The following is a 22,767-nucleotide window of genomic DNA, read 5'->3' on the forward strand; positions in this document are numbered from 1 at the left end:
AGATAGAATTTCTTGTTTTTGTATATGAGATCGGTCTGGCCATTTATTCTGTCGACGGTCTGACCTTTCCTGTACTTTATTCCGGTTTTGATCCTGCCGTCCAATGTAAGGATTGAAGCCATATCATTGTTTATGGACAGTATCCTCTGATCGTAAACAACAGCTCCACGTGATTGGAATTGATGGGGTACTTTTTTGTCAACTTTGTAGCTTTCAGCTACTTTTGCAAGTGCCCTGACAGCTAACTGAGAGGATAACGAGAATTTTTCTCTGATCTCATAGTAGAGATGTTTCTGCAATTGGTATTTACTGAATATTTGCTTGTGGTATGCGAAATCTGAAATGTAATTGCATGCTTCATTGAAGGATTCCATTGTTCTCAGTAACTGGTCATGTTGTTCCTGAGTGGTTACTAATTTACTTTTTATTGTTAGGAGCATGCTATCACATAAAATATATGGATACATATGACTTTAAAGTACAGTAAGTAGACTGAAAGTATTCTGGTTCAGATCTAAAAGAAAGGCTAGATCGTTGTAGTTAACGGAATTCCTCCTGCAACTGAAGTTACAGGCATCCTTCCTTAATTCATCGTGAATTGATGTTGAAGGATGGTGTAGATATCTTCCCATGGATTACCGGCCATCAGAAACACCTTTATGCTTTTGGCAGAATTAAGATATAGGCCGTCAAAGGAGCCCTTGTTGCTATAACGGTTAGGGGAGAGTTCCATGCAGGACTCAAACTGATGAAGTCCTTTTAGTAGTTTCTGTTCTTCACTGCTGCAATTATTCCCCAAGACACTTAAGATCAATCCTCCCATGTGGGTGCTGTCAATACTTTCCATAGCAGAGATCGTTTTCTCAAACTTTAGCAAGCTTTCCCGGTGATCCGGATCAACCTCACTGAGCAGACATTTATATTTCATTTCAACAAAAGAAAGATACTCATTGTTTGTCCACCGCTCAAACTGGTACAGCAGATCTTCCTGGATATCGGTCAGCAGGGCATCAATGCATCTGTTACTGATATCGTAATTCTCCGCCCGTTTTCTGAGTCGCGGATTTAGTCCAGCCATCAAGGATTCGAGCCTGGTTTTAAAATCCATATGGTTAATTTCCTGTTGTAAACATTCCCGGTAAAAAGAGTTAGGTTCCCGAAGAATGAGAGGACTAAAACTGTGCCTCATTCCGGTTAGCTTTAAAACGACATTTGTAAAACCTTTCTTACAGCTTTCCGCCTTGCCTTTTGCAATCCAATGCTTCACTGAAATCAACCTTGTCCCTTATCTCTATCCTTATAGATATTTTTTAACTTCAAGGATATGAATGTACTGTTAATCTCAGGTATCGCAGGAGTTCTATTTACCGAAGAGCCACATAAAAATAATACGGGGAATATCCAGTACCCTTACTCGCATTGCAGCATGAAGTGACATAAAAGGGTGTCTCATTCCATACAATTGCATTGGCATTGACCTGATATCCAGAACCATAATGGAAGCCCCTATAAGTATGAGCAGACATCCCTGGACCGTTTTCATAATAATTGGCTCATGCAGGAAGAGAGAACCAAAGATTATACCGCTGACCGGCTCAAGTAAAGCCAGCACGCTTACGGTCTGAGCCGGTATCTTTGCAGCGCTGTTAAGATAGAGAAGGGATGCAAACGCCGTTGTCACAATACCGAATATGATCAGAGAAAGAAGATTCACTTCAAGGATCTCTCCCGGCACCTTGCTGCCAAATGGCAGCAATATCAGCAAGCTGATAAGCGCTGACCAGAATAGCTGTGATGTACCGGAATAATCCGTTTTAAGATAGCTGACTGTCATTATGGTTCCACTGTAGGAAAGACCAGATATAAACCCGAATAGCAATCCCATCAGAAGATGATTGCCACTTCCAAAAAATCCATCCACTGGCATCACTACCAGCATAATGCCTATAAGTGACAGGAAAAGTGACATCAATCCGCGTCTGGTGATCTTCTCCCGCAGGAAAACAGGGGACAGGAGTGTCACATAGACAGGAGCGGTATAGAGCAGAAGAACAGCAGTGGAAAGCCCGACATAACCAATCGATCTGAAATATGAGTACGCTGTGATTACATTGAACACACCTATAAGAAACATATACCGCTTCTTTTTATCCAGCCGGAAAACATCATACCTTTTCGTTACGAGCAGATACACCAACAGTAATGAGAAACCGAACAGGAGTCTGTAAAAGATAATGGAACTTACTTCCATCCCCTGAATATGTTTCAGGAAGACGCCGCTTGAACCGAATATAGTACACGCGATGATCAGTTCAATGTAAGAATGGCGGCCGTTTTTAAGTTCCATATCGATGGGCGATGTAATACAATATACATTTAAATAAGTACTGTATGATAAAATATATAGATACAGATATTGATGCCGATAAACCTGCCAGATAATTCCAGGAAATAATCGCTGCAAAATCAAACATTATTAAATATAATTTTAAGTTTATAATAAAATTAAGGAAATATATGTATTTTCCAGTGGAAATAAGGGGGTGTAAATACTATTTTCGATACTCCAGCAAATCTGAATAGAATGTTCTTATATATTACAGAGACTAATAATAAGATATATTATCTAGATAATATCGGAGTTAAATTATGTATGTTTCTCAAAACGGAGGTGCTCCATTTAAGAACCAAAGAATGGCTGTATTTGCAGACGTACAGAACATGTTCTATTCTGCCAGGAATAACTATTACGACAGCAGGCTGGACTATGAAAAACTACTGGCTGCCGTACTCAAGGGCAGGCCGCTTGTAAGGGCAATAGCTTACCTTGTCGAGACCGAAGAGGTGGATCAGTCCGGATTCAAGTATTTGCTAAAAAGCATAGGCTGGGAAGTCAGGACAAAGCAATTGAAGATACGCCCTGACGGCTCTACTAAAGGTGATTGGGATATGGGAATTGCAATCGATGCAATATCCATTTCCCATAAAATAGATACTGTGGCACTCGTAAGTGGAGATGGTGACTTTACGGCCCTTGTGAACCATCTGAAAGCTTCCGGTGTGCGTGTTGAAGTGTACTCCTTCGAAAGGAACACGGCTTCAGAGCTTATCAACTCTGCAACAGAATATTATCCAATCGATGAGAGTTTCCTGCGCAGGAAATAAGCCAATTCCCACTGGAATGGCTCATCTCATTTCTTGTTGAAGGACCTTTTGCTTAAGAGAGATATCCTTTTTTATAGAGATATTTCTCAAACTCTATCAGGAAGAACACTGTGCTGGACACAAGTACTATCATCAACCAGTCGCCTGCCAGAATAGGTGCCGTGGAAAATATGATGTTAATGGCAGGCTGGTATGTGATCAACATCTGCAGTAACAGCACAATTACAATACCCAGCAGCATGGTCTTATTTGACAACAGGTCCCTGAACACATACTCATGCAGGGACTTGGAGTTAAAGAGATAGAATATCTGGAAGAACACTATGGTGTTCAGTGCAACAGTACGTGCTGCATCCAGGCTCCCGCCATTCTCCAGCTTCATGAAAAAGGTCAGGTATGCACCTGCAACGATAAGCAGAGATACAAATATGACCCTTCTCTTGATCAGTGGGATGAGTATAGGCTCACGAGAGGGCCTTGGAGGCCTTTTCAGTATACCCCTTTCCTTTGGCTCCATGGTTATGGGAACACCAAGGCCTATTGCTGTGACTGTGTTGAGCCATAATATCTGCAGTGGCACCAGGGGCAAAGTGAGTCCCAGAAGTACCGCTAGCACTATTGAGAGACCTTGCCCGCCGTTTGTGGGTAGTGTCCATAGCAGTATTTTCTGTATTTTGTTATAGACATCCCTGCCTTCCTCGACAGCCGACACTATAGAGGAGAAATTGTCATCGGCCAATACCATATCGGAAGCTTCTTTTGCAACCTCAGTGCCTGTGAGCCCCATAGCGATACCAATGTCGGCTGTTTTGAGAGCCGGGGCATCATTGATACCATCGCCGGTGACTGCGACCACCTCTCCCATCTCCTTGAGAATCTTAACTATCCTTAATTTATCCCCTGGAGAAGTCCGTGCAAACACAGAGACTGAACTTAAGCGTTGGCCCAGATGCTCATCGGACATTTCCTCTATATCTTTTCCAGAAAGAGCACCCTCCGTTTCGATGCCTATCTTAGTGGCGATTGCATAGGCTGTGCTCAGGTGATCCCCTGTGATCATTATAACTCTGATACCTGCCAGTTTACAGTTCCCTATAGCCTCCGTTACTCCGTCCCTTGGAGGATCCATCATGCCCTGCAGACCAACAAATACAAGTTCCCTGATATCCCCAACTTCTATTCTTTCCACATCTGCAGGAACATCACGGTATGCCATGCCCAGCACCCTCAGTGCATCCGAGGCCATCTTTTCGGATGCCTGAACGACACCTTGTGTATCTACAGGACCTGTGCGCTCTCCGTCAAACTGAGAAACACACAGACTGAGAATTTTTTCAGGGGAACCTTTCACGTAAATTACCTTTGAACCGTCATCTTTCTTATGCAATGTAGCCATGAATCTCTCTTCCGGCTCAAACGGCACAATATCTTCCCGCGGAAGATAGAATTTCCCGGCTTTCAGGCCGGATATGAGCAGCGCACCTTCGGTGGGATCGCCATCGATATTATCCACACCCCGAAAAGAGGCGTCATTACACAGAGCACCCGCTTTGAGCGTTTCCATGAGAGCTTTATCAGTTTCCGGGTCAGTTCTGGAACCGTTCAGCAGGAACTCACCTTCAGGTATGTATCCAGTGCCTGTAACCTCATACAGTTTACCTGCCGAATACACCTGGGTCACAGTCATCTGATTCCTTGTGAGAGTACCAGTCTTATCGGTACAGATGACAGTGGCGCTGCCAAGTGTCTCGACCGCTGGAACTGTCCGGATGATAGTATTCTTTGCAGCCATCCGGTTTACGCCTATAGCCATGGATATAGTAATGACCGCAGGCAAACCTTCAGGAATTGCCGCAACGGCAAGGCTTACAGAAGCCATGAATAACGTCTCGATATTTTCAATACCTCTCAACAAGCCTATTGCAAAAGTGAGCGCCGCTATGGACACGATCACGACAGATAGGACCACACTCATGCGCGATATTTTTCGCAGTAGTGGAGTGGATATCTCCTTGCTCTCCCTGATGAACTCCGATATCTTACCTATCTGGGTCGTATTGCCTGTGGCTACCACGATACCCCGGCCCTGGCCCTGGTTGATCAGGGTGCCTGCAAAGGAAATATTTTTCTGATCCCCAAAGGAGGCACATCCAGTATCAATAGCATCAGTGCTTTTTTCCACCGGAACAGATTCTCCGGTCAATATGGACTCATCTGCCCTCAGGTTCTTGACATAAAAGAGGCGCATATCAGCAGGCACTCTGTCCCCTGCTTCCAGCAATACCACGTCTCCGACTACAAGTTCCCGGCTTGGAAGCACAGTGCTCATACCACCTCTAAGGACCCTTGCTTCAGGGATTAGTAACTTTGAAAGGGCCTCAAGAGCATTCTGAGCTTTGCCTTCCTGTACAAAGCCAATTATTGCATTTGCCAGGACAACAAGCAGGATGACAATAGCGTCAATATAAAGTTCCAGAAAAAAAGTGATGACAGCAGCTATGATGAGCAGATATATCAGGGGGCTTGCAAACTGTTTGGAGAAACGATAAACAGGACCATGCTCCTGTTTCGATGATACTTCATTATATCCATCCCGTGCAAGTCTGATCTCAGCCTCTTCCTGACTTAAGCCTTCAGGATGACTGTTGAACACCGTAAAAGCATCTTCCGAAGGGATACTGCACCACTGCTCTTCTGCCATATAACAAAGAGATGGCCCCAAAGATAAATAACTTGCTGTTGTGACCCTCTGACTTTTCCATATCAGAGGGCGGTAAAAATATAAAAGGGCATGAGTGTTTAAGTCGCACATGCAAGTTTGAGAGGAGCATAGGTAATTTCGGACAGTCCATGGGAATGACTGCCAGTGGTCTCCTGCCAATGAGAATAGCAGATCTGGAAAACAAATCCTCTGCCGTTGAAGGATTTGGCTATAAGCAACTCTTATTTGAGCCAATTGTCGGCGGCGGAGTATTTACAGCAGCTTCTGTACCCCTTATATTCTACCTTGGCCCGGTCCCTGTGCTTATTCTGGCAGCTATCCTGACACTGTTTTGGGGGGTAATGGGAGTATTCTATTTTGGGTGGAAATGAAAAACGGAAATTATTGCGTGCCTTATTGAAAGTATCTTTGAAATCCGGTAATGGAACGTGCTCTCTTTGATAAACAAAATCCAAGAAGAGCGTTCTCAACAGATGATAAGAATAATATTGATAGAATACCGGAAAGTAGAACTGTTAGTGACAGAAATAGAAAACGAATACTAAGCTACAAAAAATAGATTGAGGATGAAACATGAAACAGCGCTACAATTATGCGATCCTGGGGATAATCCTGCTGGTTCTGTCAATTATATTCTACTATATCCATTATATGATATTTCAGGATTTGCACCATCTCCTCATATTCCTTATAGGAGACATAGCATTTGTTCCCATTGAAGTACTGATGGTATCACTGGTTATCCATCACCTGCTGACCGAAATGGAAAAGAAGAAAAAGATGGAAAAAATGAATATGGTCATCGGGACCTTTTTCAGCGAGGTGGGAACAAAATTACTCACAGTCATATCCGATGCAGATCCCAAGCTTGATACCATCAGAAAGGAGTTCATCGTGGATAACAACTGGAATGAGGCCGAGTTCAGATCTGTTGTTAAGTCTATGAAAAATTACGACTACATGATCGATATCGAAAAGATAGATCTGCAGGAGCTGGCCGGATTCATGGTGAGTAAAAGAGATTTTCTCCTTCGCCTTCTGGAAAACCCGAACCTGCTTGAGCATGAAACATTCACAGAACTTCTAAGAGCAGTTTTCCACATGACCGAAGAGTTCACTTGCAGAAATGAACTCTCATGTCTTCCGAATACAGATATGAGGCACCTTGAGGGTGATATAAAGCGAGTGTATGTGAAGATAACACTTGAATGGTTATATTACATGCGATATCTAAAGAACAACTATCCATATTTGTTCTCCCTTGCAATGAGGACAAACCCCTTCGATACAAACGCCTCACCGATAGTATCTTAGTTATGTGGATTTCTCTTTTTTTATTTTTGTTGTTTTAAAAACACTTATCTACTCGGACAGTATTTACTAAAATAGTTTAATAAGTACATGCACCTCCTACCTCAACCAGAAATCAAAAGAGAATCGCTTTTTACATTTTATCCTGATCTTTACCGAACCCCTCTTCTGCTAAAGGTGGATGGAGATCACACTGCTGATGCAAATCACATAAGATATGAGCAGTTCCGAACACTCTTTCAAGGGGGACTACGAATCCCAGACCGTACCCGGGTTTGTCTAGACCTACATCCTTACTGATGAATTCAATTATGCTGTCAGCATTTGCAGATTCCGTTAAAGTGAGAACAATCTCTTTTTCCGGTTCTATCAGCATACCAAGAAGACTTTTGTTCTCATGCACACCCGTGCCACGTCCAAAGATAATTGTTCCTCCTCTGGCTCCTGCTTTACGGGATGCTTTTACAACCTTGTCACCCCACCCTTTTTTTACTATTGTCACTATCAGGACCAGATCATTTTCATTAGACATTATCCTTACCTCCTATATATCGTATATATACGCCTAAAAGCATTACAAAGATGATGGGTGCAAGCGCTATTAGTGCTATCATGCCGAAACCATCAATTATGGGATCTCTGCCCTCCTGGGCTGATGCCACACCAACGGCCATCGACATGAGGAAAGTGACGGCCATTGGACCTGTAGCCACTCCTCCAGCGTCAAAAGCAATTGCTATGAAATCCTTATCCGAAAGCCACATCAGCGCTATAGCAAGAAGATAGCCAGGTACAATAATGTAAAGGAAAGGAATTCCATAAACCAGTTTGGCCATTCCTATGGAAACAAAAACCGCTACACTTATTGACAGTGTGTAAAGCATCAGTTTTGACCTTATGTAACCACTGGATGATTTCTCTATCTGATAGCATAGTACCCTTACAGCCGGCTCTGCAAAGGTGGCAAGGAAGCCAAGGAAGAAGCCAACAGGTATCATGAGCCATTGATGCTCCATTTTCCCGAAAAAGCTGCCTATCTCTGTTCCTACCGGAAAGAAACCATTGTAAACACCATAAAGGAACAATATCATTCCAAGAGCTGTCATCGATATGCCCAAAAAGAGCTTTGCAAGCTGGGAAGAGGGAAACTTAAGGTAGAGTAACTGGAATATTATGAAAAATACAATCAGGGGCAGCAAAGCCTGCAGAACCTCAACAGATATAGATAGCAAGCTTTGGCTATGACTCAAGCGAGCACCCCCATCAGCATTACGCTTAGTATTGGACCGATTGAAGCAAGGCCTATCAGGCCGAAGCCTTCAGACAGCTCGGATTTTTCTCCCAGCACTGACACTACACCTATACCCAGTGCCAGGATCACAGGCACGGTCATAGGACCTGTGGTCACACCTCCGGCATCAAAAGCTATTGCAAGATATTCGGGTTTCGTGAAAAAGGATAGCATAATAACTATCAGATAACCCGCTGTCATCAAGTACTTTATCGGGACGCCATAGACTATCCTGAGCATGGAAACTGATACAAAGAAACCTACCCCCAGAGCAATGGACAGAATCAATACATTACGGGAAATACCATTCTCGGAAACCGAATCTATCATTGTGCTCAGCACCCTTACATCAGGTTCTGCAAGTGTCGCCATGAAAGAGAGTAGAAAGGCGACCCCTACAATGAAGATCAAAGAATTGTGCTTTGGAAGTTCGGAGCCGATGGATTCTCCGATAGGCAACATTCCCAGCTTGACACCCATGAGGAAAAAGACCATGCCTGCTATAACCATTATAGCTCCTGTAAAGAAGGAGAGGAACATAGCGGAATTGAGGCCAATGACCAGCATGATCAGGAGCACAGCTGCTGTCAAGGGCAATACAGCCTGGACTACTTCCCTGAATGTTTCTTTGAAATCCTGTATCATGTAGAATATCCCCCCGTGGAACAGGGCAGCGGCAGAGCGAAGCCTAAAAGGTAAATAGGAACAATACTACATGAGTATTGCTATTAGATAATTAGCAGGTACTAGTGTATTGCTTTCATTCCTGCTTTTTTTCCTGTTTGCCCTTTCCTGCATTCTTCTTCCTGACAGGGGTTGGCATGATATGTTTGTGAACAAAGACAGCAACAACAATTAGGGCCATAGCTAGCCAGATGATCTGCATCAATCCATATTGAAGATCTGTACCGATAAGCCATGCATGGAAGAAAACGAGCACGAATCCCAGGTAATTCAATGCGTGGATGTCCTTCCATTTTTTAGGTATCCTTTTTCTGTAGACACCTGCCAGAACTGCGATTATGAAAAGATAGAGAGCCAGTCTTCCTGCAAGCATCAGGAACTCCATGACTGGATAGAAGACAGGTAAAAACACACTTAAGCCGAACTGATAGGCAATAAATATCGGATGGGCCAGTATCAGAATAACTCCTATCCTTGCAAAATGATGATGGATATTCATAAATGGTCTGCCAAAGACCTTTTTCATCTGGATCATGTATTCAGATGACAGTATTGCAAGGAAGATGAAGAAATACCCCAGAAGGCCTGCTGCCCTTACTGTCATCCTGATCGCTGTATCTCTTTCCTGGAACAAGAAAAAAAGTATTATTCCTGCCACTACCACCAAAAAGGAAACTATGAGCTCCCGTTCATACTTCATATGTATCATTTTTACATTTAAGTAATATGAACTTAACCGGTTCAGTAGTTTCACGACACTTCTCACGCTTATGATACATTCACCTGATGGACAAAGTGAAAAAATATAAGGGTATACGTTGTGTTTTTTCGGGTTGTAGGAGACGACATCACACCAGGTCTTAAGAAGGGCTGCTACTTCTTCTAGAAAAAGAAGAAGGAGAAACACCTTACAGCCTCAATTAAGCGTAAAGCCATACTTTCTTAGTCCAATATCCGCATTCTTTGCAGTGCTGAACGCCTCTTTCCGCAGCAAATAATCGCATGCCACATCTGGGACAGTTTATCAAAACTTCCACTTGTTCGCACCTCCACTCCTGTTGATCGAGTTGGCTTTTAATGAATAGCTGCATCACACTCCCTACAAGATGCAACTTTAACAGGCAGTCTGTAAAAGACTACCAGTACTGTTCTTTTGTACCAACCCCGTGTCTTCTATGGTCCCCTCTGATATAAATAAAACCGATATAAACAACATATAGAGTTGAAAAATATATAGACGATTCCTATCGACAATATTGCACTATAATTAGATAACACATATCCTGAATATCTGTAATTCTCTTGGAAAAACAGGATGAAAAACTAAAAATGATTTTGGATTTCCGGTGCCTCTTTACCTTACTATATGCGATCGGTAACTCGGAAAAACCACTGTTAGAGTCATTAAAGTAGCCCAATGACAGGGAAATGCCGAAAGCAAAATCGCTTATTATAGCTGCAGCCAGATTGCTTTGATAGCATCTATCTCTATATGAGTATAACCTTCCTTATTTATATCCCACTTCAGACTAAGGACTCCATCATTACATTCCGCAACTATGCCCCGGTAGTTGTCCTCTCCCAGGATATCGATCTCAACTTCCTTCTGCATGTAATACTTTTCAATAAAAGATTGCTTCACTTCTATCCCCTCCCTCACTAAGAACGAATCCTGGCATAAATTATACCATAAAAGCGTTCCTTCTTAAAAAGGGGATTTTATTTTACTTATACTTTATCAGGTGCATGCGTGGGCCACATCATATACCTGACAATGAAACCGGGAATGATAAATTGGAACCGAATAAACTATCAGTTAACAAAAAGAATAAAGAAACAAAAAGATATTTTGATTCAAAGTAAAAAAAGGAAGTACATCAGCCGGGATTCGAACCCGGGTTCTAGCGTTGGCAACGCCAGGTGATGACCGCTACACTACTGATGTTCAGTGACTACTTACTTATAGGTGCCCAGACCCGGATTTGAACCGGGGACAACTGCCTCTTCAGGGCAGCGCTCTCCCGAACTGAGCTACCTGGGCTTGAGTGTTCTTGCACCTAATAGATGTTTTTGCATTTATATTTTTCGAATCCTGCTAGAGAATTCTGGTGGGCCCGCTGAGATTCGAACTCAGGACCTCCGCCATGTCAAGGCGACGTCATGACCGGCTAGACCACGAGCCCATGCTGTTTTTGTTTTGCCGTACAAGCATTCCTTATGATTTCGGTTGATGCATTGCATATTACCGCAAGCATCAGGCGCCTAACAGCATCCCTCATAATGCATTATTGTTGATAAAGGTTTTGGGTTGATATGCCTGATATTAACCTATACATTAATGGTGCACTATGCTAAAGACGATATAAACAGATATATTTGCAAATTTAACCCTTAAATGGACTTAAAACTGTTTTCATGCATAATATGGGCTTTAAAGTACAAACAAAGATTAATAACTCACCTGTTGGATGTGATTCCCAGAGGTTCGAATTGTTTGATTTCCCGATAGATGACATAATTCAACCGAAATGGCATACACCAGAGAAGTACGGCGGGCGGCTCATCCGCCATAGAATGTATAAGGAGTTGCTGTGGCACCCGGCACACTCCTTGAAGAACCGTCAGGATATATCATTGTCAGCATGTCCACTTTTGCTCCAAGTGCACGTGAATCGTGTAGATAATACTCAGAGTTCTGACGGGAGATATTGCTGACGTGAACAACTGCATGATTCCTGCCGATCTCCCGAACCTCTATATTCTCAAAATCGAAAAGGACATTCTCGATCGTTGGCTGGAGAGTATAACTGCCAAGAAGGAATACATAAACCCTCGAGAACATGTCAAGTTCATAAAAAAAGGTTACTTGTGCATCAGCGCCTTCAAACCTTATGTCCATCTGCGTGAGATGTATATACTGTCCTTCGTCATTAAGGGCATATCCGGTCACGGATAAAGAAAGAATTGCAACTATCAATATAAGTAAGAACAACAGCGCTTGTTTCATAATCTACCTGACATATCTTTTTCAATAAGCAGATTCTTATACGGAGTCAGCATTAATAAATGTTGGTTTTAGTTTGAGGTACTTTGATATAATGTGATTTACAAATTACTTAAAAACCGTCAAGTATATATTTTGTACGTACTTCAGTGAACAAACTAGAAACTTGTGAGTAAACTATGGAGAATGAAATAACTATTTCTGGCGATGAGAGAGGGCTCTATGGTGATACTTTTGATACTACAGACTCCATTGATGTCCCCAAGCTCCTGATCGACCAGATCATAGGGCAGGAACACGCAGTAGAGGTTGTTAAAAAAGCAGCCAGCCAGAGAAGACATGTAATGATGATCGGAAGCCCTGGTACTGGTAAGTCCCTGCTGGCCAAGGCCATGGCAGAGCTTTTGCCAAAAGAGGAGCTTCAGGATATACTTGCATATCCGAACCCTGAGGACAATAATAACCCCAAGATAAGACTAGTTCCCGCCGGAAAAGGCAGGGAAATTGTCATGGCCCACAAAATGGAAGCGCAGAAGAAAGTGCAGTCCAGGAACATGTTAATGATGATACTGGTCTTTGGTATCGTCATATACTCATTCTATGTCGGCCAGTTACTATGGGGCATCATTGCTGCCATACTGATATTGTTGCTTACGCGTCAACTCCTCCCAAAAGACGATATGATGATACCAAAAATGATAGTATCAAATTATCAAAAAGAGCATGCTTCTTTCATGGATGCGACAGGAACCCACGCAGGCGCTCTGCTTGGCGATGTCAGGCATGATCCTTTCCAGTCGGGAGGTCTTGAGACCCCAGCCCATGACAGGGTAGAGAGCGGAGATATCCACAAAGCCCATAAGGGTGTGCTCTTCATTGATGAGATCAACACTCTGAGCATTGAATCCCAGCAGAGCCTGCTGACAGCACTTCAGGAAAAAGAGTACCCCATTACCGGTCAGTCAGAGAGGAGTTCAGGAGCACTCGTTAAGACAGAACCGGTTCCCTGTGACTTCATTATGGTCGCAGCAGGTAACCTGGATGCTATGGAAAAGATGCATCCTGCTCTGCGTTCCCGTATTAAAGGCTACGGCTACGAATTGTTCATGCGCGAATCCATGGAGGATAATCCGGAAAACCGCAAGAACCTTGTGAGATTCGTTGCACAGGAAGTCATGAGAGACGGCCATATACCACCCTTTGATAAAAGCGCGGTTGACGAAGTGATACGCGAAGCCCAGAGGAGGGCAGGAAGAAAAGGTCACCTCACACTTAAGTTGCGTGATCTCGGAGGACTTGTAAGGGTTGCCGGGGATATTGCACACTCCGAAAATGTGGCCATTGTTACTTCAAAGCATGTGCTTGCAGCTAAGAAGATGGCTAGGTCCATAGAGCAGCAGCTTGCAGACAGTTACCTTGAGCGCAAGAAGGACTATCAGCTCTTCAAGAAGAAAGGAGGAGCTATCGGACGGGTTAACGGGCTTGCTGTCCTTGGAGGCGATTCAGGTATAGTATTACCCATAATAGCTGAAGTGACGCCTTCCCAGTCCAGTTCCGAAGGTCGTGTCATTGCAACGGGGATGCTCAAGGACATTGCAAAGGAAGCAGTCCAGAACGTATCCGCGGTCATCAAGAACATCACCGGGAAAAGCATCATCAACCATGACATCCACATACAATTTATAGGGACCTATGAAGGTGTAGAAGGTGACAGTGCTTCAATATCAATAGCAACTGCCGTCATATCTGCAATTGAAGGTATACCTATCGATCAGTCTGTTGCGATGACTGGCTCGCTTTCCGTGCGCGGGGATGTCTTGCCGATAGGTGGCGTGACCTATAAGATCGAAGCAGCTGCACAGGCAGGAATAAAGAAGGTTATTATCCCCAAAGCCAATGAAGATGATGTGCTGATAGAGGAAGCATATAGGGATAAGATACAGATAGTGGCTGTAACGAACATTATAGAAGTAATTGAGCACAGCCTGGTAGGACCTGAGAAGAACCGTATCATGGAAAAGCTTCAGAACATAACTAACTTTAGATTGAATCTGGATATGCCAGATGTGGTCCCTGCATGAACAGGGACCTTACTATTTTGGGAGTATACAATGTACAGAGTCGACTTTTTCGATGCAAAGATCATTGAGGGGACAACAACGTCGATAGTCCTCGATAACGGTGCCATAAAAGAAGTATCCGAGAATTATACAAAGGGAGCCGGTGTGCGTGCCCTGAGTGGAGGTTCATGGGGATATACTTCAGTAGACGGGGACTTTGACCTTAGCAAAGCGATTGGTGCGGCTTCAGAGCTCGCTGTCGGAATGGATGAGAGGTCACACCAGGAAAAGGTAGAGATGTTCGATATCTCAAAGCCTGTTGCCAGGAATATGCCAAAGGTAAGTCTTGACCCGAGAGACGTTTCCCTCGAAGAGAAGGTCGGGCTTCTGAAGGAAATTGGTGCAAGGGCAAAAATTGAGGGCATCTCCAGCACTAGTGCTGTATACAGTGAATCATCTTACAAAGTACTATACACTGATTCCACAGGAATCGAGGGAGAATATGAACTTATCAGAACCGGCTTTGCCATCAGTGCTGTCGCATCCAGAGAGGGCATGTACCAGGCAGGGAGAGAGAGCAGGTTCGGTGTTACCGGATATGAGATTTTTGAAAAGCATGATGCTTTCGCACTTGCAGAGGCAGCAGCAAACACAGCACTGCAGCTGCTTGATGCAAAGCCTGCAAAAGGAGGAAATCTACCCGTCATACTGGACCCGGAGCTTGCAGGCGTATTCGCGCATGAGGCTGTTGGTCATGCTTCCGAAGCCGATCTTGTGCTTGAGGGTAGCTCCATACTTGAGAACAGGCTGGGACAGCAGATAGCTTCCCCCCTGATCAATATTATAGACGATCCTACATTGCATGAGTATGGTTTTTTCCCATTTGACGATGAGGGAACACAGTCCGGGAAGACCGTCCTCATCAAGGATGGAGTATTCAATTCCTACCTGCACTCCAGGGAGACAGCTGCAAAGCTTGGAGGAGAGCCCGGTCACTGCAGGGCTCAGGGCCACGCAAAACCCATTGTCAGGATGAGTAATACCTACATAGACAATGGCAAATCCAACTTTGATGAAATGCTTGAAGAGATCAAGAACGGAGTATATCTCATAGGTTCCAGGGGCGGACAGGTTAACACTGGCGAAGGTGTGTTCCAGTTTAACGCTGAAAAGGGTTACATTATTGAGAACGGACAACTTACAACCCTGATAAGGGATGTTTCACTCTCAGGAAAAACCCTTGAGATACTGAATAATGTAAGGATGGTCGGTAATGACCTTACCCTCACCTCCGGCAGGTGTGGTAAGGGCGGACAGCTGGTGCCTGTGACAGACGGCTCACCTCACCTCATGGTCTCCGAGGCCCTGGTGGGTGGTGCCTGATGATGTATGAGCTTGCAGGCAAAGGGCTCAAAGCTGCACTTGATGCAGGAGCCGATGAAGCTGAGATACTGCTTATTGAAGATCATAAGACTTCCGTGGATATTCGCAAGGGCGAAATCGAAGGCGCAAAGGAGAATATCTCCCAGGGACTGGGCATCCGTGCCATTGTCAACGGTGCTGTTGGTTTTGCAAGCACTAACATCATGAGCCACATAGAGGATGCGGCCAGGAGCGCTGTCAGGTCAGCCAGGGTTCGCGATAGAGACCCTGACTGGATATCATTGCCTTATGCAAGTGAATATCCCAAAGTGTCCGGCACAATGGACCCAAACATTGAGCAAATGGAACTCGATGCATGCATCCTACAGGCAGTAAAGATGATCGAGGGTGCAGGGGCTGTTTCCGGAATCATTGTGACCTCAGGCAGCTTCTCCCGCAGTTTTGGAAAACATCTGATCATGAACACCAACGGCATCGAAGTGGAGGAAAAATCCACAGGTATCTCTGGCTTTGCAGATGTCATCACAACAGAAGGAGATGTATCTACAGCCTATGATTTTGCAATATCCCGGAAGAACGATCTCGATTTTACTGCGATTGGCAGGAATGCAGCAGAACTTGCCCGCAGGTCACAACAGGGAATATCCATCGAGCCCCACAAGACAGATGTGATCATGCACCCGTTCGCATTTGCGGACCTACTGGGAAGTGCATTCATACCTTCCATAGATGCTGACAATGTCCAGAAAGAACGCTCCAACCTCAAGGGAAAGATAGGAGAACAGATAGCCACTGAAAAGTTATCCATCACCGATGATGGACTACTCGAAGGAGGTATCGAGACTGGCAGGTCCGATGATGAGGGAGTTCCCTCGCAAAGGACAAAAGTAGTCGAAAATGGCATTTTCAGATCCTACCTGTATGATACGTATACAGCAGGCAAGGACAATGTCAAAAGTACTGGAAATGCTTCAAGGGGTTCATATTTCTCAACACCTTCTGTTGGTCCCAGGAATTTTATCATTGATCATCCGGCCCTCGATGTAATAGCCGACACTGATAAAGGCATCTACGTAAATACGGTAATTGGCGCCCACACTGCCAATTCAATATCAGGAGACTTTTCCGTGGAGGCAAGGAACGCCTTTACTATAAAGGACGGGCAGATCGACAGACCGGTGAAATCCCTGATGATATCCGGAAATATATTCGAGATGCTCACAAAAGTCAATGGAGCTGGTACGGATATACGCAAGGTGGGAGGAATCGTCACTCCTTCGATAAGAATTCCCGGAATGAGCGTTGTGGGATGATGATTAAGTCAATTACCCACGGCCTAAACCGTGGGCTTTCGCTTCCAAGTTCCAGTTACCTGAGCAGAACGCAATGAGCTGATTGATAACAGCCCTTAAAGCAAGGTGCTTTGCAGTATTCCAATCTGCATTTTCAGTATGCCGCATTTTTACAGGAATAATTCCCGAGTTATCTGATTTTTTTTAATGTGCACTCGCATACAGTTACAATATTGCCGGCGTAATCTTAGAAATCAATACATATTTTTCGGAAATCATCATACTATCCTTCACAGTCCGACTACTGGCAGCTGGACAAAGCAATAGATTTATATAGAGATGTATTCAACTGTTCTATAATTTTATGAATTGGACTAATGTGATTCTATTATTTGTAGCCATTCCCTGCAAATAAGAACAAGGACCGTGCAACCATATGACCACCTTACGCAGAAAAACCATTGCAATGCTTGGTGCCACACTTACCGGGTTGGTCATTTTACTCTTCCTGGGTTCCCAGGTGATCCTGATCAATAGTTTCGATCATCTTGAGAAAGAAGAGCTGAAGGAAGATATGCAGAATGCAAGGAACTCCTTGTACTGGGATATGGAGGACCTCGAGAGGAAAACGGCAGACTGGTCCGTATGGGATGAGACTTACTACTTCGTTCGTGATAATAACAGCAACTACATCAACACTTATCTTGTAGATGAGACATTTATCAACCAGAGAATAAGCTTTGTATTATTCTATAACGAGTCAGGTACACTGGTATATTCAAAAGGCGTGGACCTATCGAATATGACACAGGCGTCACCACCACTAATCCTTATCGATCACCTTGAAGATAGCAGATATTTACTGGAACATGATACTAGATACAGTAGAAAAACAGGAATACTATATCTGGCAGATGTGCCGGTCATTCTCACTTCCCAGCCTATAATCTTAAGCAATGAGGAAACACCCATCGGTGGAGTTATCCTGATGGGACGGTTCCTGGACCAGGCAGAACAGGATTTGCTTTCTGACAAGACAAACCTTTCACTTGAAGTGCTATTCGCACAGGAAACGGGGGAGTTAAGAGAGAATACAGGAATCAAGCTTAGTTCAGGAGAGGAAATATATTTAAGTCTGCTGAACAGAAGCATGATCACCGGGAGCATCTTACTAAATGATATATATGGACAGCCTGCTCTCACGCTGGATGTAAGCAGCCCTCGCACCATACACCTTCAGGGCAAAGCCACCGTGATATACTTTTTAATGATTCTGCTGTTTGTAGCAGGCGTTTTCGGATCTGTCACACTGTACCTGCTTGATAATTCATTCTTTTCACGCCTGAACGATCTGAGCACGGACATAAAGAATATAGGAGAAAGCCGGGACCTTTCCAGACGTATCTATGAAAAAGGAAATGACGAGATCTCCAATCTCAGCAACTCCATTAACCTGTTGCTTGAATCACTTGAAGAGTCCAGGCAGCTTGTCCTGAAAAAAGATGCAACCATAAAAGCAATAATCCAGGCCATGCCGGATATGGTATTCCAGATCAGGAGAGATGGAACAATATGCAGTTATAAACTCTCCACCGGAGAGTGTCTTTACGAATCCCCTGACGGACTCCCGGATATAAGTATTGAGGATGTATTGCCGAAAGATATCGCTATAAAAGAGATCAATATCATCGAAGAAGTGATAAGGACAGGAAAAATGCAGACCATGCAGTACCAGGTACCTGTAAAAGGAGAGAGTAGGGATTTTGAGGCGCGCATAGTTGTGAGCGGAGAGGACGAAGTTATGTCCGTGGTAAAAGACATCACAGATATAAAAAAGGCAGAAGAAGCGTACAAAAAAGATATACTCCTAAGAGAGATACACCACAGGGTAAAGAACAATCTACAGGTCATCTCAAGTCTCCTTAGCCTCCAGTCCGGAAAGTTCAGGGATAAGGAAGTCATTGAAGCATTCAAAGAAAGCCAGCATCGCGCAAGATCTATGGCTATGGCCCATGAAAAGCTATGCAGGTCACAAGATATAGAGAAAGTCCACATGGGGGATTACATAATGAGCCTTGCAGAATATCTTGTCAGTTCTTATGGCTTTTCCCGGGATGAAGTCCAAATCAATTTAAATATTAAAAACGTAATATTTGGAATAGACACCTCTATTCCCCTTGGCCTGATAATCAATGAAATAGTATCAAATTCCCTGAAACACGCTTTCCATAAAGGTCCCGGAAAAATATCCATAGAGATATACCCGGAGGGAGATGATTTCATCATGAATATCAGCGATGATGGAACGGGGTTTCCTGAAAATGTAGATTTCAGGAACACGGATTCGCTTGGCATGCAACTGGTGAACTCACTTGTGGAGCAGATAGATGGAAAGATCGAGCTCGATAGGAGTAAAGGCACAGAATTCAGAATAACTTTCAAGGAACTCTCCTATGTAAGAAGGGACTGTCGATGGTGAATGAAAAAATACTGGTAGTCGAGGACGAGAAGATAGTTGCCCTGGACATTAAGCATAGCCTGGAAAGTTTCGGTTATATAGTACCCTGCATGGCATCGACCGGAGAAGATGCAATAAAGATGGCCAGAAAACACAACCCGGATCTTGTGTTGATGGACATTGTGCTCAGAGGGGACATTGACGGCATTGAAGCTGCTTCGGTCATACACACCAATCATAAGATCCCAGTGGTCTACCTTACTGCATACTCCGATGAAAGGACGCTACAGAGAGCAAAGATGACAGAGCCCTTCGGGCATATACTGAAGCCTTTTGACAACAGACAACTTCGAACTAACATAGAGATCGCCTTGCATAAAAAAGAACAGGAGAAGGAAAAACATTTCCAGAACGACAGTTGGATAACATCGTTGCTTGATAATGTAGGAGATGCCATCATTTCCACGGATGCTTCCGGAAGGGTCAAACACATAAACCTGCTGGCGCAGGCATTGACAGGGTACAGACATGAAGAGGCATTCGGGGAAACAATAGATCGCATTTTCAGGGTAATATGCGAGACTACAGGCAAAACGGTATTAAATCCCACTGAGAAAGTCCTCAAAGAAGGAACCTTTTACGGTCTTTGTGAAGGTGCCGTGCTTGTTTCCAGAGAGAACAACCATATACCTATCGATGTTATCGGCTCACCTATAAAGAACAGCAACAATGAAACAATTGGAGCCATCATTGTCTTTTGTGATATAACAGAAAGAAGGAATCTGGAGAAATCTTTTTTAAACTACATGCTGAACAGTGAGCTCAGCCAGAAGATCAATCACTGATTATCCCGGGCTCTTTCACCCTCGCAAGTACCAGGAAAACGGACATAAGGATAAGTGCACCGCACAGATAGAAAGGTGTCCTGAATGAGACATAACCTGCAAGCAATCCTCCCATTATTGGGCCCAGCGCCATACCTCCGGCCTGCGCAGCAGTTATAATACTGACCTTTGAACTTACTGCATTACCACCTGTTAGTTCTACTGCAAGTGCCATGACAGGAGTCTCGACCGCAGCCATGGAAATGCCCTGCAGGGCACGCAGGATGATAAGTTCTGTGATACTGCCTGCATAACCAAGCCCTATGACTATGGGAACGTTAAGCAACAGGCCGTATGCAACCATATTTTTCCTCCCGATCCTGTCCGAGATCACACCCATAGGTGTCTGGAAAAGCACCCTTACCAGCACATAGGCAGAGACCGCCATACTGAGCGATAGTTCGCTTGCATTGAGCAATATCCTGTATTCCGGAAGGAAGGCAAAGATTATCATAATCCCAACCATCATCATGAACATTGCAACAGCAAGCACAATGAATTGTGGGTCTTTAGCATATGAGGCACTAATTGATGTTCTTTCCTTTATGTTATCACTCTTTTCTTTCACAAAGAAAAATACGAGCGAGGTGCTCATAATGCCCAGAAGGGCACATACATAGAAAGCTGCCTCATATCCATAGTAATTTACAACAGCACCTCCGACGATAGGACCACTGCCAAAACCCAGCCCCCTCAGTGATGAATAGATCCCGATGGCTTTCCCCCGTGTTCTGCTTGTGGAAAAATGTGTCACCATCGCCACAATAGCAGGGACTGCCACACCTACGGTTATTCCCTGGACAAAACGGAAAAGGACCACATATTCGAATTGCCTGGTATTTGCATATATAAAAGAAAGAATAGTGAAACCCGCCATTCCTGCGAGGATGAAGGGTTTTCTGCGATCCATCCTGTCAGACAGTTTGCCCATAATAGGCTGAGAGATTGTATTGGAAATGCCAAATGCTGTTGCTACAATGCCTGCCTTCACTACTATCGGAGTGGATGTAAAAAATGAGCTTTGCAGGCCAACTATGTAAAGCGGGATCAGGAAGGCAAGCATTCCCGTACCTATGTCCTTGAATAATTTGGAAAGGGAAAGAATGTAAAGTTGTGGATCAAGACCCTCTGCAGATGGAGAGTTCATTTTTCCAGTCATCTTCAGAGAGTTTCCATTCTAAATATCCTGTAGTTAACCTTACTCTGAAGCAGGCTGCGTGGTTTCCCTGACCGTTCTTACCAACTTTACTATCCTGTCCCTGTAACGGATGGCAATGGCATAACTTATTATTGCAAGCACTAATCCCCCGAAAAAGTCTGTTATCCAGTGTATACCCAGATAAAATATAGTGAACTGTATGGAAATCGTAAGAAGTACGACCACTACCTTATACTTTTTCAGATCGGTCCTGAAAACAACGAGCAACATTGCAATAATGGAAAGCGCTGCATGAAGGCTCGGGAAGCAGTTATCGAAATAAGGATCAACGCTCCTCAGACCTTCCAGTATTAAGGGACTTAGCTGGTAGAGTAAGGGAACTACGTTGGGAAGCGTATAACCCGTGATCTTCACAGGAGCCAGCACCTGGAAAGGGAAAGCAGCAAGATATGCCACCGTGATTGCAATGGAATATTCCTGAAGTGCGGATATCCTGCCGGCACATATGAGAGCTATAAAAGTGAATATGAGCAGGAATGAAAAACCGAACAGGTAGATGAAAGCACTGAAATATGTCAGTGAAGGACTTGCTATTGTCTGGAATGCGCTGACAGTGTTCCCTTCCAGCAGGAATATAATGTCTGCGATCCGGGATGTAGGAGTTATGTTCAGAGCAGCCGTGATAGTTTCCTGGGACTTGGCAAGTATATAAACAATAGTTACCACCAAAACATAAGGGAGTACTTCAGAAGTTAATCCTATATGGTTCCCGTAAGCATATAACCTGCCTTTGTGCAGCCTGTATTCTTTTGGCACTAGCGTGTAATAAGCTATGATACTCAACAGGACTACGACAGGAGCCATTACAGTCATCAGGGCAATAGCTGTCATTATATCTACTCCTTATGGGTGTCCTCTAAATATAATATTTACTAGTACCATACTAAAATAGTTGTTGTGCCTGAGGCAGGCACTAAGTGAGGAAGAACATTATTCCACAATGACCATCCCACTCCCGGTCCAGGGATGTGAGAGCAGGTAATAGTTGTAGGTTCCACGGGCATTGAAAGTGAAACTATATGTATCTCCCCTCCTCAGGGCAGGCGATTGGAATGAGCTACCACTTATAACTAATGCTGCAGTGTCATTGCTTATCCACCTTACAGTATCACCCTCTTTTATTGTGACTGCATCAGGATCGAAAGAGAAATTATCAATGTAAACTACTGTTACACCAGACTCAATATCGCTTACGGAAGTATTCCGGTCATTTACATTTTCCAGGCAGCCTGCGAGAATCAAAAAACCCGATAGCAGGATAAATGTGATCAATTTTGTATTCATTTGACACCTA

General features: G+C 43.9%; 20 protein-coding genes, 3 tRNA genes and 1 pseudogene. 8 read left to right on the forward strand and 16 right to left on the reverse strand.

All coding sequences use genetic code 11. The features are described from left to right. From QZZ22_RS11725 to QZZ22_RS11735, 3 genes and pseudogenes are all read right to left on the reverse strand, one after another. Positions 1–440: pseudogene (locus QZZ22_RS11725) on the reverse strand (RNA-guided endonuclease TnpB family protein); the annotation flags it as partial. Positions 441–583: 143 nt separating this feature from the next. Then, positions 584–1,078: a hypothetical protein gene (locus QZZ22_RS11730; protein ID WP_292465091.1), complete on the reverse strand. Its 495-nt coding sequence runs from the start codon at positions 1,076–1,078 to the stop codon at positions 584–586. 282 nt (positions 1,079–1,360) lie between these two features. After that, positions 1,361–2,347: an EamA family transporter gene (locus QZZ22_RS11735; RefSeq protein ID WP_292465094.1), complete on the reverse strand. Its 987-nt coding sequence runs from the start codon at positions 2,345–2,347 to the stop codon at positions 1,361–1,363. A gap of 302 nt (positions 2,348–2,649) precedes the next feature. Between QZZ22_RS11735 and QZZ22_RS11740 the strand changes: the two genes are divergently transcribed. Next, positions 2,650–3,165, forward strand: coding sequence for an NYN domain-containing protein (locus QZZ22_RS11740; RefSeq protein ID WP_292465096.1), 516 nt, complete (start codon positions 2,650–2,652; stop codon positions 3,163–3,165). A 52-nt stretch (positions 3,166–3,217) separates the two neighbouring features. Here QZZ22_RS11740 and QZZ22_RS11745 read toward each other — a convergent pair whose 3' ends face one another. After that, positions 3,218–5,866, reverse strand: a complete 2,649-nt coding sequence (locus tag QZZ22_RS11745) for an HAD-IC family P-type ATPase (RefSeq protein ID WP_292465097.1) — start codon at positions 5,864–5,866, stop codon at positions 3,218–3,220. Positions 5,867–6,045: 179 nt separating this feature from the next. Here QZZ22_RS11745 and QZZ22_RS11750 point away from each other — a divergent pair, with 179 nt between their 5' ends. Continuing rightward, positions 6,046–6,258, forward strand: a complete 213-nt coding sequence (locus QZZ22_RS11750) for a hypothetical protein (protein ID WP_292465099.1) — start codon at positions 6,046–6,048, stop codon at positions 6,256–6,258. Positions 6,259–6,460: 202 nt separating this feature from the next. Beyond that, entirely contained in the window at positions 6,461–7,201 is a 741-nt protein-coding gene (locus QZZ22_RS11755; RefSeq protein WP_292465100.1) for a hypothetical protein, read from the forward strand. 130 nt (positions 7,202–7,331) lie between these two features. Here the strand turns inward: QZZ22_RS11755 and QZZ22_RS11760 are convergent, their stop codons facing one another. The 9 genes from QZZ22_RS11760 to QZZ22_RS11800 form a co-directional block, all read right to left on the reverse strand. Further along, entirely contained in the window at positions 7,332–7,730 is a 399-nt protein-coding gene (locus tag QZZ22_RS11760; RefSeq protein WP_292465102.1) for a P-II family nitrogen regulator, read from the reverse strand. Then, positions 7,723–8,430, reverse strand: a complete 708-nt coding sequence (locus tag QZZ22_RS11765; protein ID WP_292465564.1) for a DUF1538 domain-containing protein — start codon at positions 8,428–8,430, stop codon at positions 7,723–7,725. Before QZZ22_RS11765 ends, QZZ22_RS11760 begins: the two co-directional genes overlap by 8 nt. A 14-nt stretch (positions 8,431–8,444) precedes the next feature. Then, positions 8,445–9,134: a DUF1538 domain-containing protein gene (locus tag QZZ22_RS11770; RefSeq protein WP_292465104.1), complete on the reverse strand. Its 690-nt coding sequence runs from the start codon at positions 9,132–9,134 to the stop codon at positions 8,445–8,447. A gap of 115 nt (positions 9,135–9,249) precedes the next feature. Beyond that, entirely contained in the window at positions 9,250–9,873 is a 624-nt protein-coding gene (locus tag QZZ22_RS11775; protein ID WP_292465106.1) for a ferric reductase, read from the reverse strand. Positions 9,874–10,623: 750 nt separating this feature from the next. After that, on the reverse strand, positions 10,624–10,815 hold the full coding sequence (locus QZZ22_RS11780) for an MM0924 family protein (protein WP_292465109.1): 192 nt from the start codon (positions 10,813–10,815) through the stop codon (positions 10,624–10,626). 231 nt (positions 10,816–11,046) lie between these two features. After that, positions 11,047–11,118: transfer RNA gene (locus QZZ22_RS11785), tRNA-Gly, on the reverse strand. A gap of 22 nt (positions 11,119–11,140) precedes the next feature. Beyond that, positions 11,141–11,214: transfer RNA gene (locus QZZ22_RS11790), tRNA-Phe, on the reverse strand. Positions 11,215–11,279: 65 nt separating this feature from the next. Then, positions 11,280–11,356, reverse strand: a tRNA-Val gene (locus tag QZZ22_RS11795). A gap of 377 nt (positions 11,357–11,733) precedes the next feature. Further along, complete coding sequence (locus tag QZZ22_RS11800; RefSeq protein ID WP_292465112.1) at positions 11,734–12,180, reverse strand: hypothetical protein; 447 nt, start codon at positions 12,178–12,180, stop codon at positions 11,734–11,736. Positions 12,181–12,356: 176 nt separating this feature from the next. Here QZZ22_RS11800 and lonB point away from each other — a divergent pair, with 176 nt between their 5' ends. From lonB to QZZ22_RS11825, 5 genes are all read left to right on the forward strand, one after another. Then, positions 12,357–14,258, forward strand: coding sequence for an ATP-dependent protease LonB (lonB, locus tag QZZ22_RS11805; protein ID WP_292465115.1), 1,902 nt, complete (start codon positions 12,357–12,359; stop codon positions 14,256–14,258). A 30-nt stretch (positions 14,259–14,288) separates the two neighbouring features. Further along, entirely contained in the window at positions 14,289–15,620 is a 1,332-nt protein-coding gene (locus QZZ22_RS11810; RefSeq protein ID WP_292465117.1) for a TldD/PmbA family protein, read from the forward strand. Positions 15,621–15,622: 2 nt separating this feature from the next. Beyond that, positions 15,623–16,933, forward strand: coding sequence for a TldD/PmbA family protein (locus QZZ22_RS11815; RefSeq protein WP_292465566.1), 1,311 nt, complete (start codon positions 15,623–15,625; stop codon positions 16,931–16,933). 415 nt (positions 16,934–17,348) lie between these two features. Beyond that, positions 17,349–19,391 carry a CHASE4 domain-containing protein gene (locus tag QZZ22_RS11820; RefSeq protein ID WP_292465119.1) on the forward strand — a complete coding sequence of 681 codons (2,043 nt, stop codon included), beginning with the start codon at positions 17,349–17,351 and terminating at the stop codon, positions 19,389–19,391. Then, complete coding sequence (locus QZZ22_RS11825) at positions 19,385–20,215, forward strand: response regulator (protein WP_292465121.1); 831 nt, start codon at positions 19,385–19,387, stop codon at positions 20,213–20,215. Before QZZ22_RS11820 ends, QZZ22_RS11825 begins: the two co-directional genes overlap by 7 nt. On the opposite strand, the gene QZZ22_RS11830 is transcribed toward QZZ22_RS11825, so the two are convergent. From QZZ22_RS11830 to QZZ22_RS11840, 3 genes are all read right to left on the reverse strand, one after another. After that, positions 20,205–21,413 carry an MFS transporter gene (locus QZZ22_RS11830; protein WP_292465124.1) on the reverse strand — a complete coding sequence of 403 codons (1,209 nt, stop codon included), beginning with the start codon at positions 21,411–21,413 and terminating at the stop codon, positions 20,205–20,207. The two genes, QZZ22_RS11825 and QZZ22_RS11830, sit on opposite strands and share 11 nt — an antisense overlap. Positions 21,414–21,452: 39 nt before the next feature. Then, positions 21,453–22,304: a phosphatase PAP2 family protein gene (locus QZZ22_RS11835; protein WP_292465125.1), complete on the reverse strand. Its 852-nt coding sequence runs from the start codon at positions 22,302–22,304 to the stop codon at positions 21,453–21,455. 99 nt (positions 22,305–22,403) lie between these two features. Next, the gene (locus tag QZZ22_RS11840) at positions 22,404–22,757 is read right to left on the reverse strand and encodes a hypothetical protein (protein WP_292465126.1); all 354 of its coding nucleotides are present in this window, start codon (positions 22,755–22,757) and stop codon (positions 22,404–22,406) included. Positions 22,758–22,767: the final 10 nt, after the last annotated feature.

Origin of the sequence: Methanolobus sp., from assembly GCF_016278365.1 — an archaeon.
Lineage (GTDB): Archaea > Halobacteriota > Methanosarcinia > Methanosarcinales > Methanosarcinaceae > Methanolobus.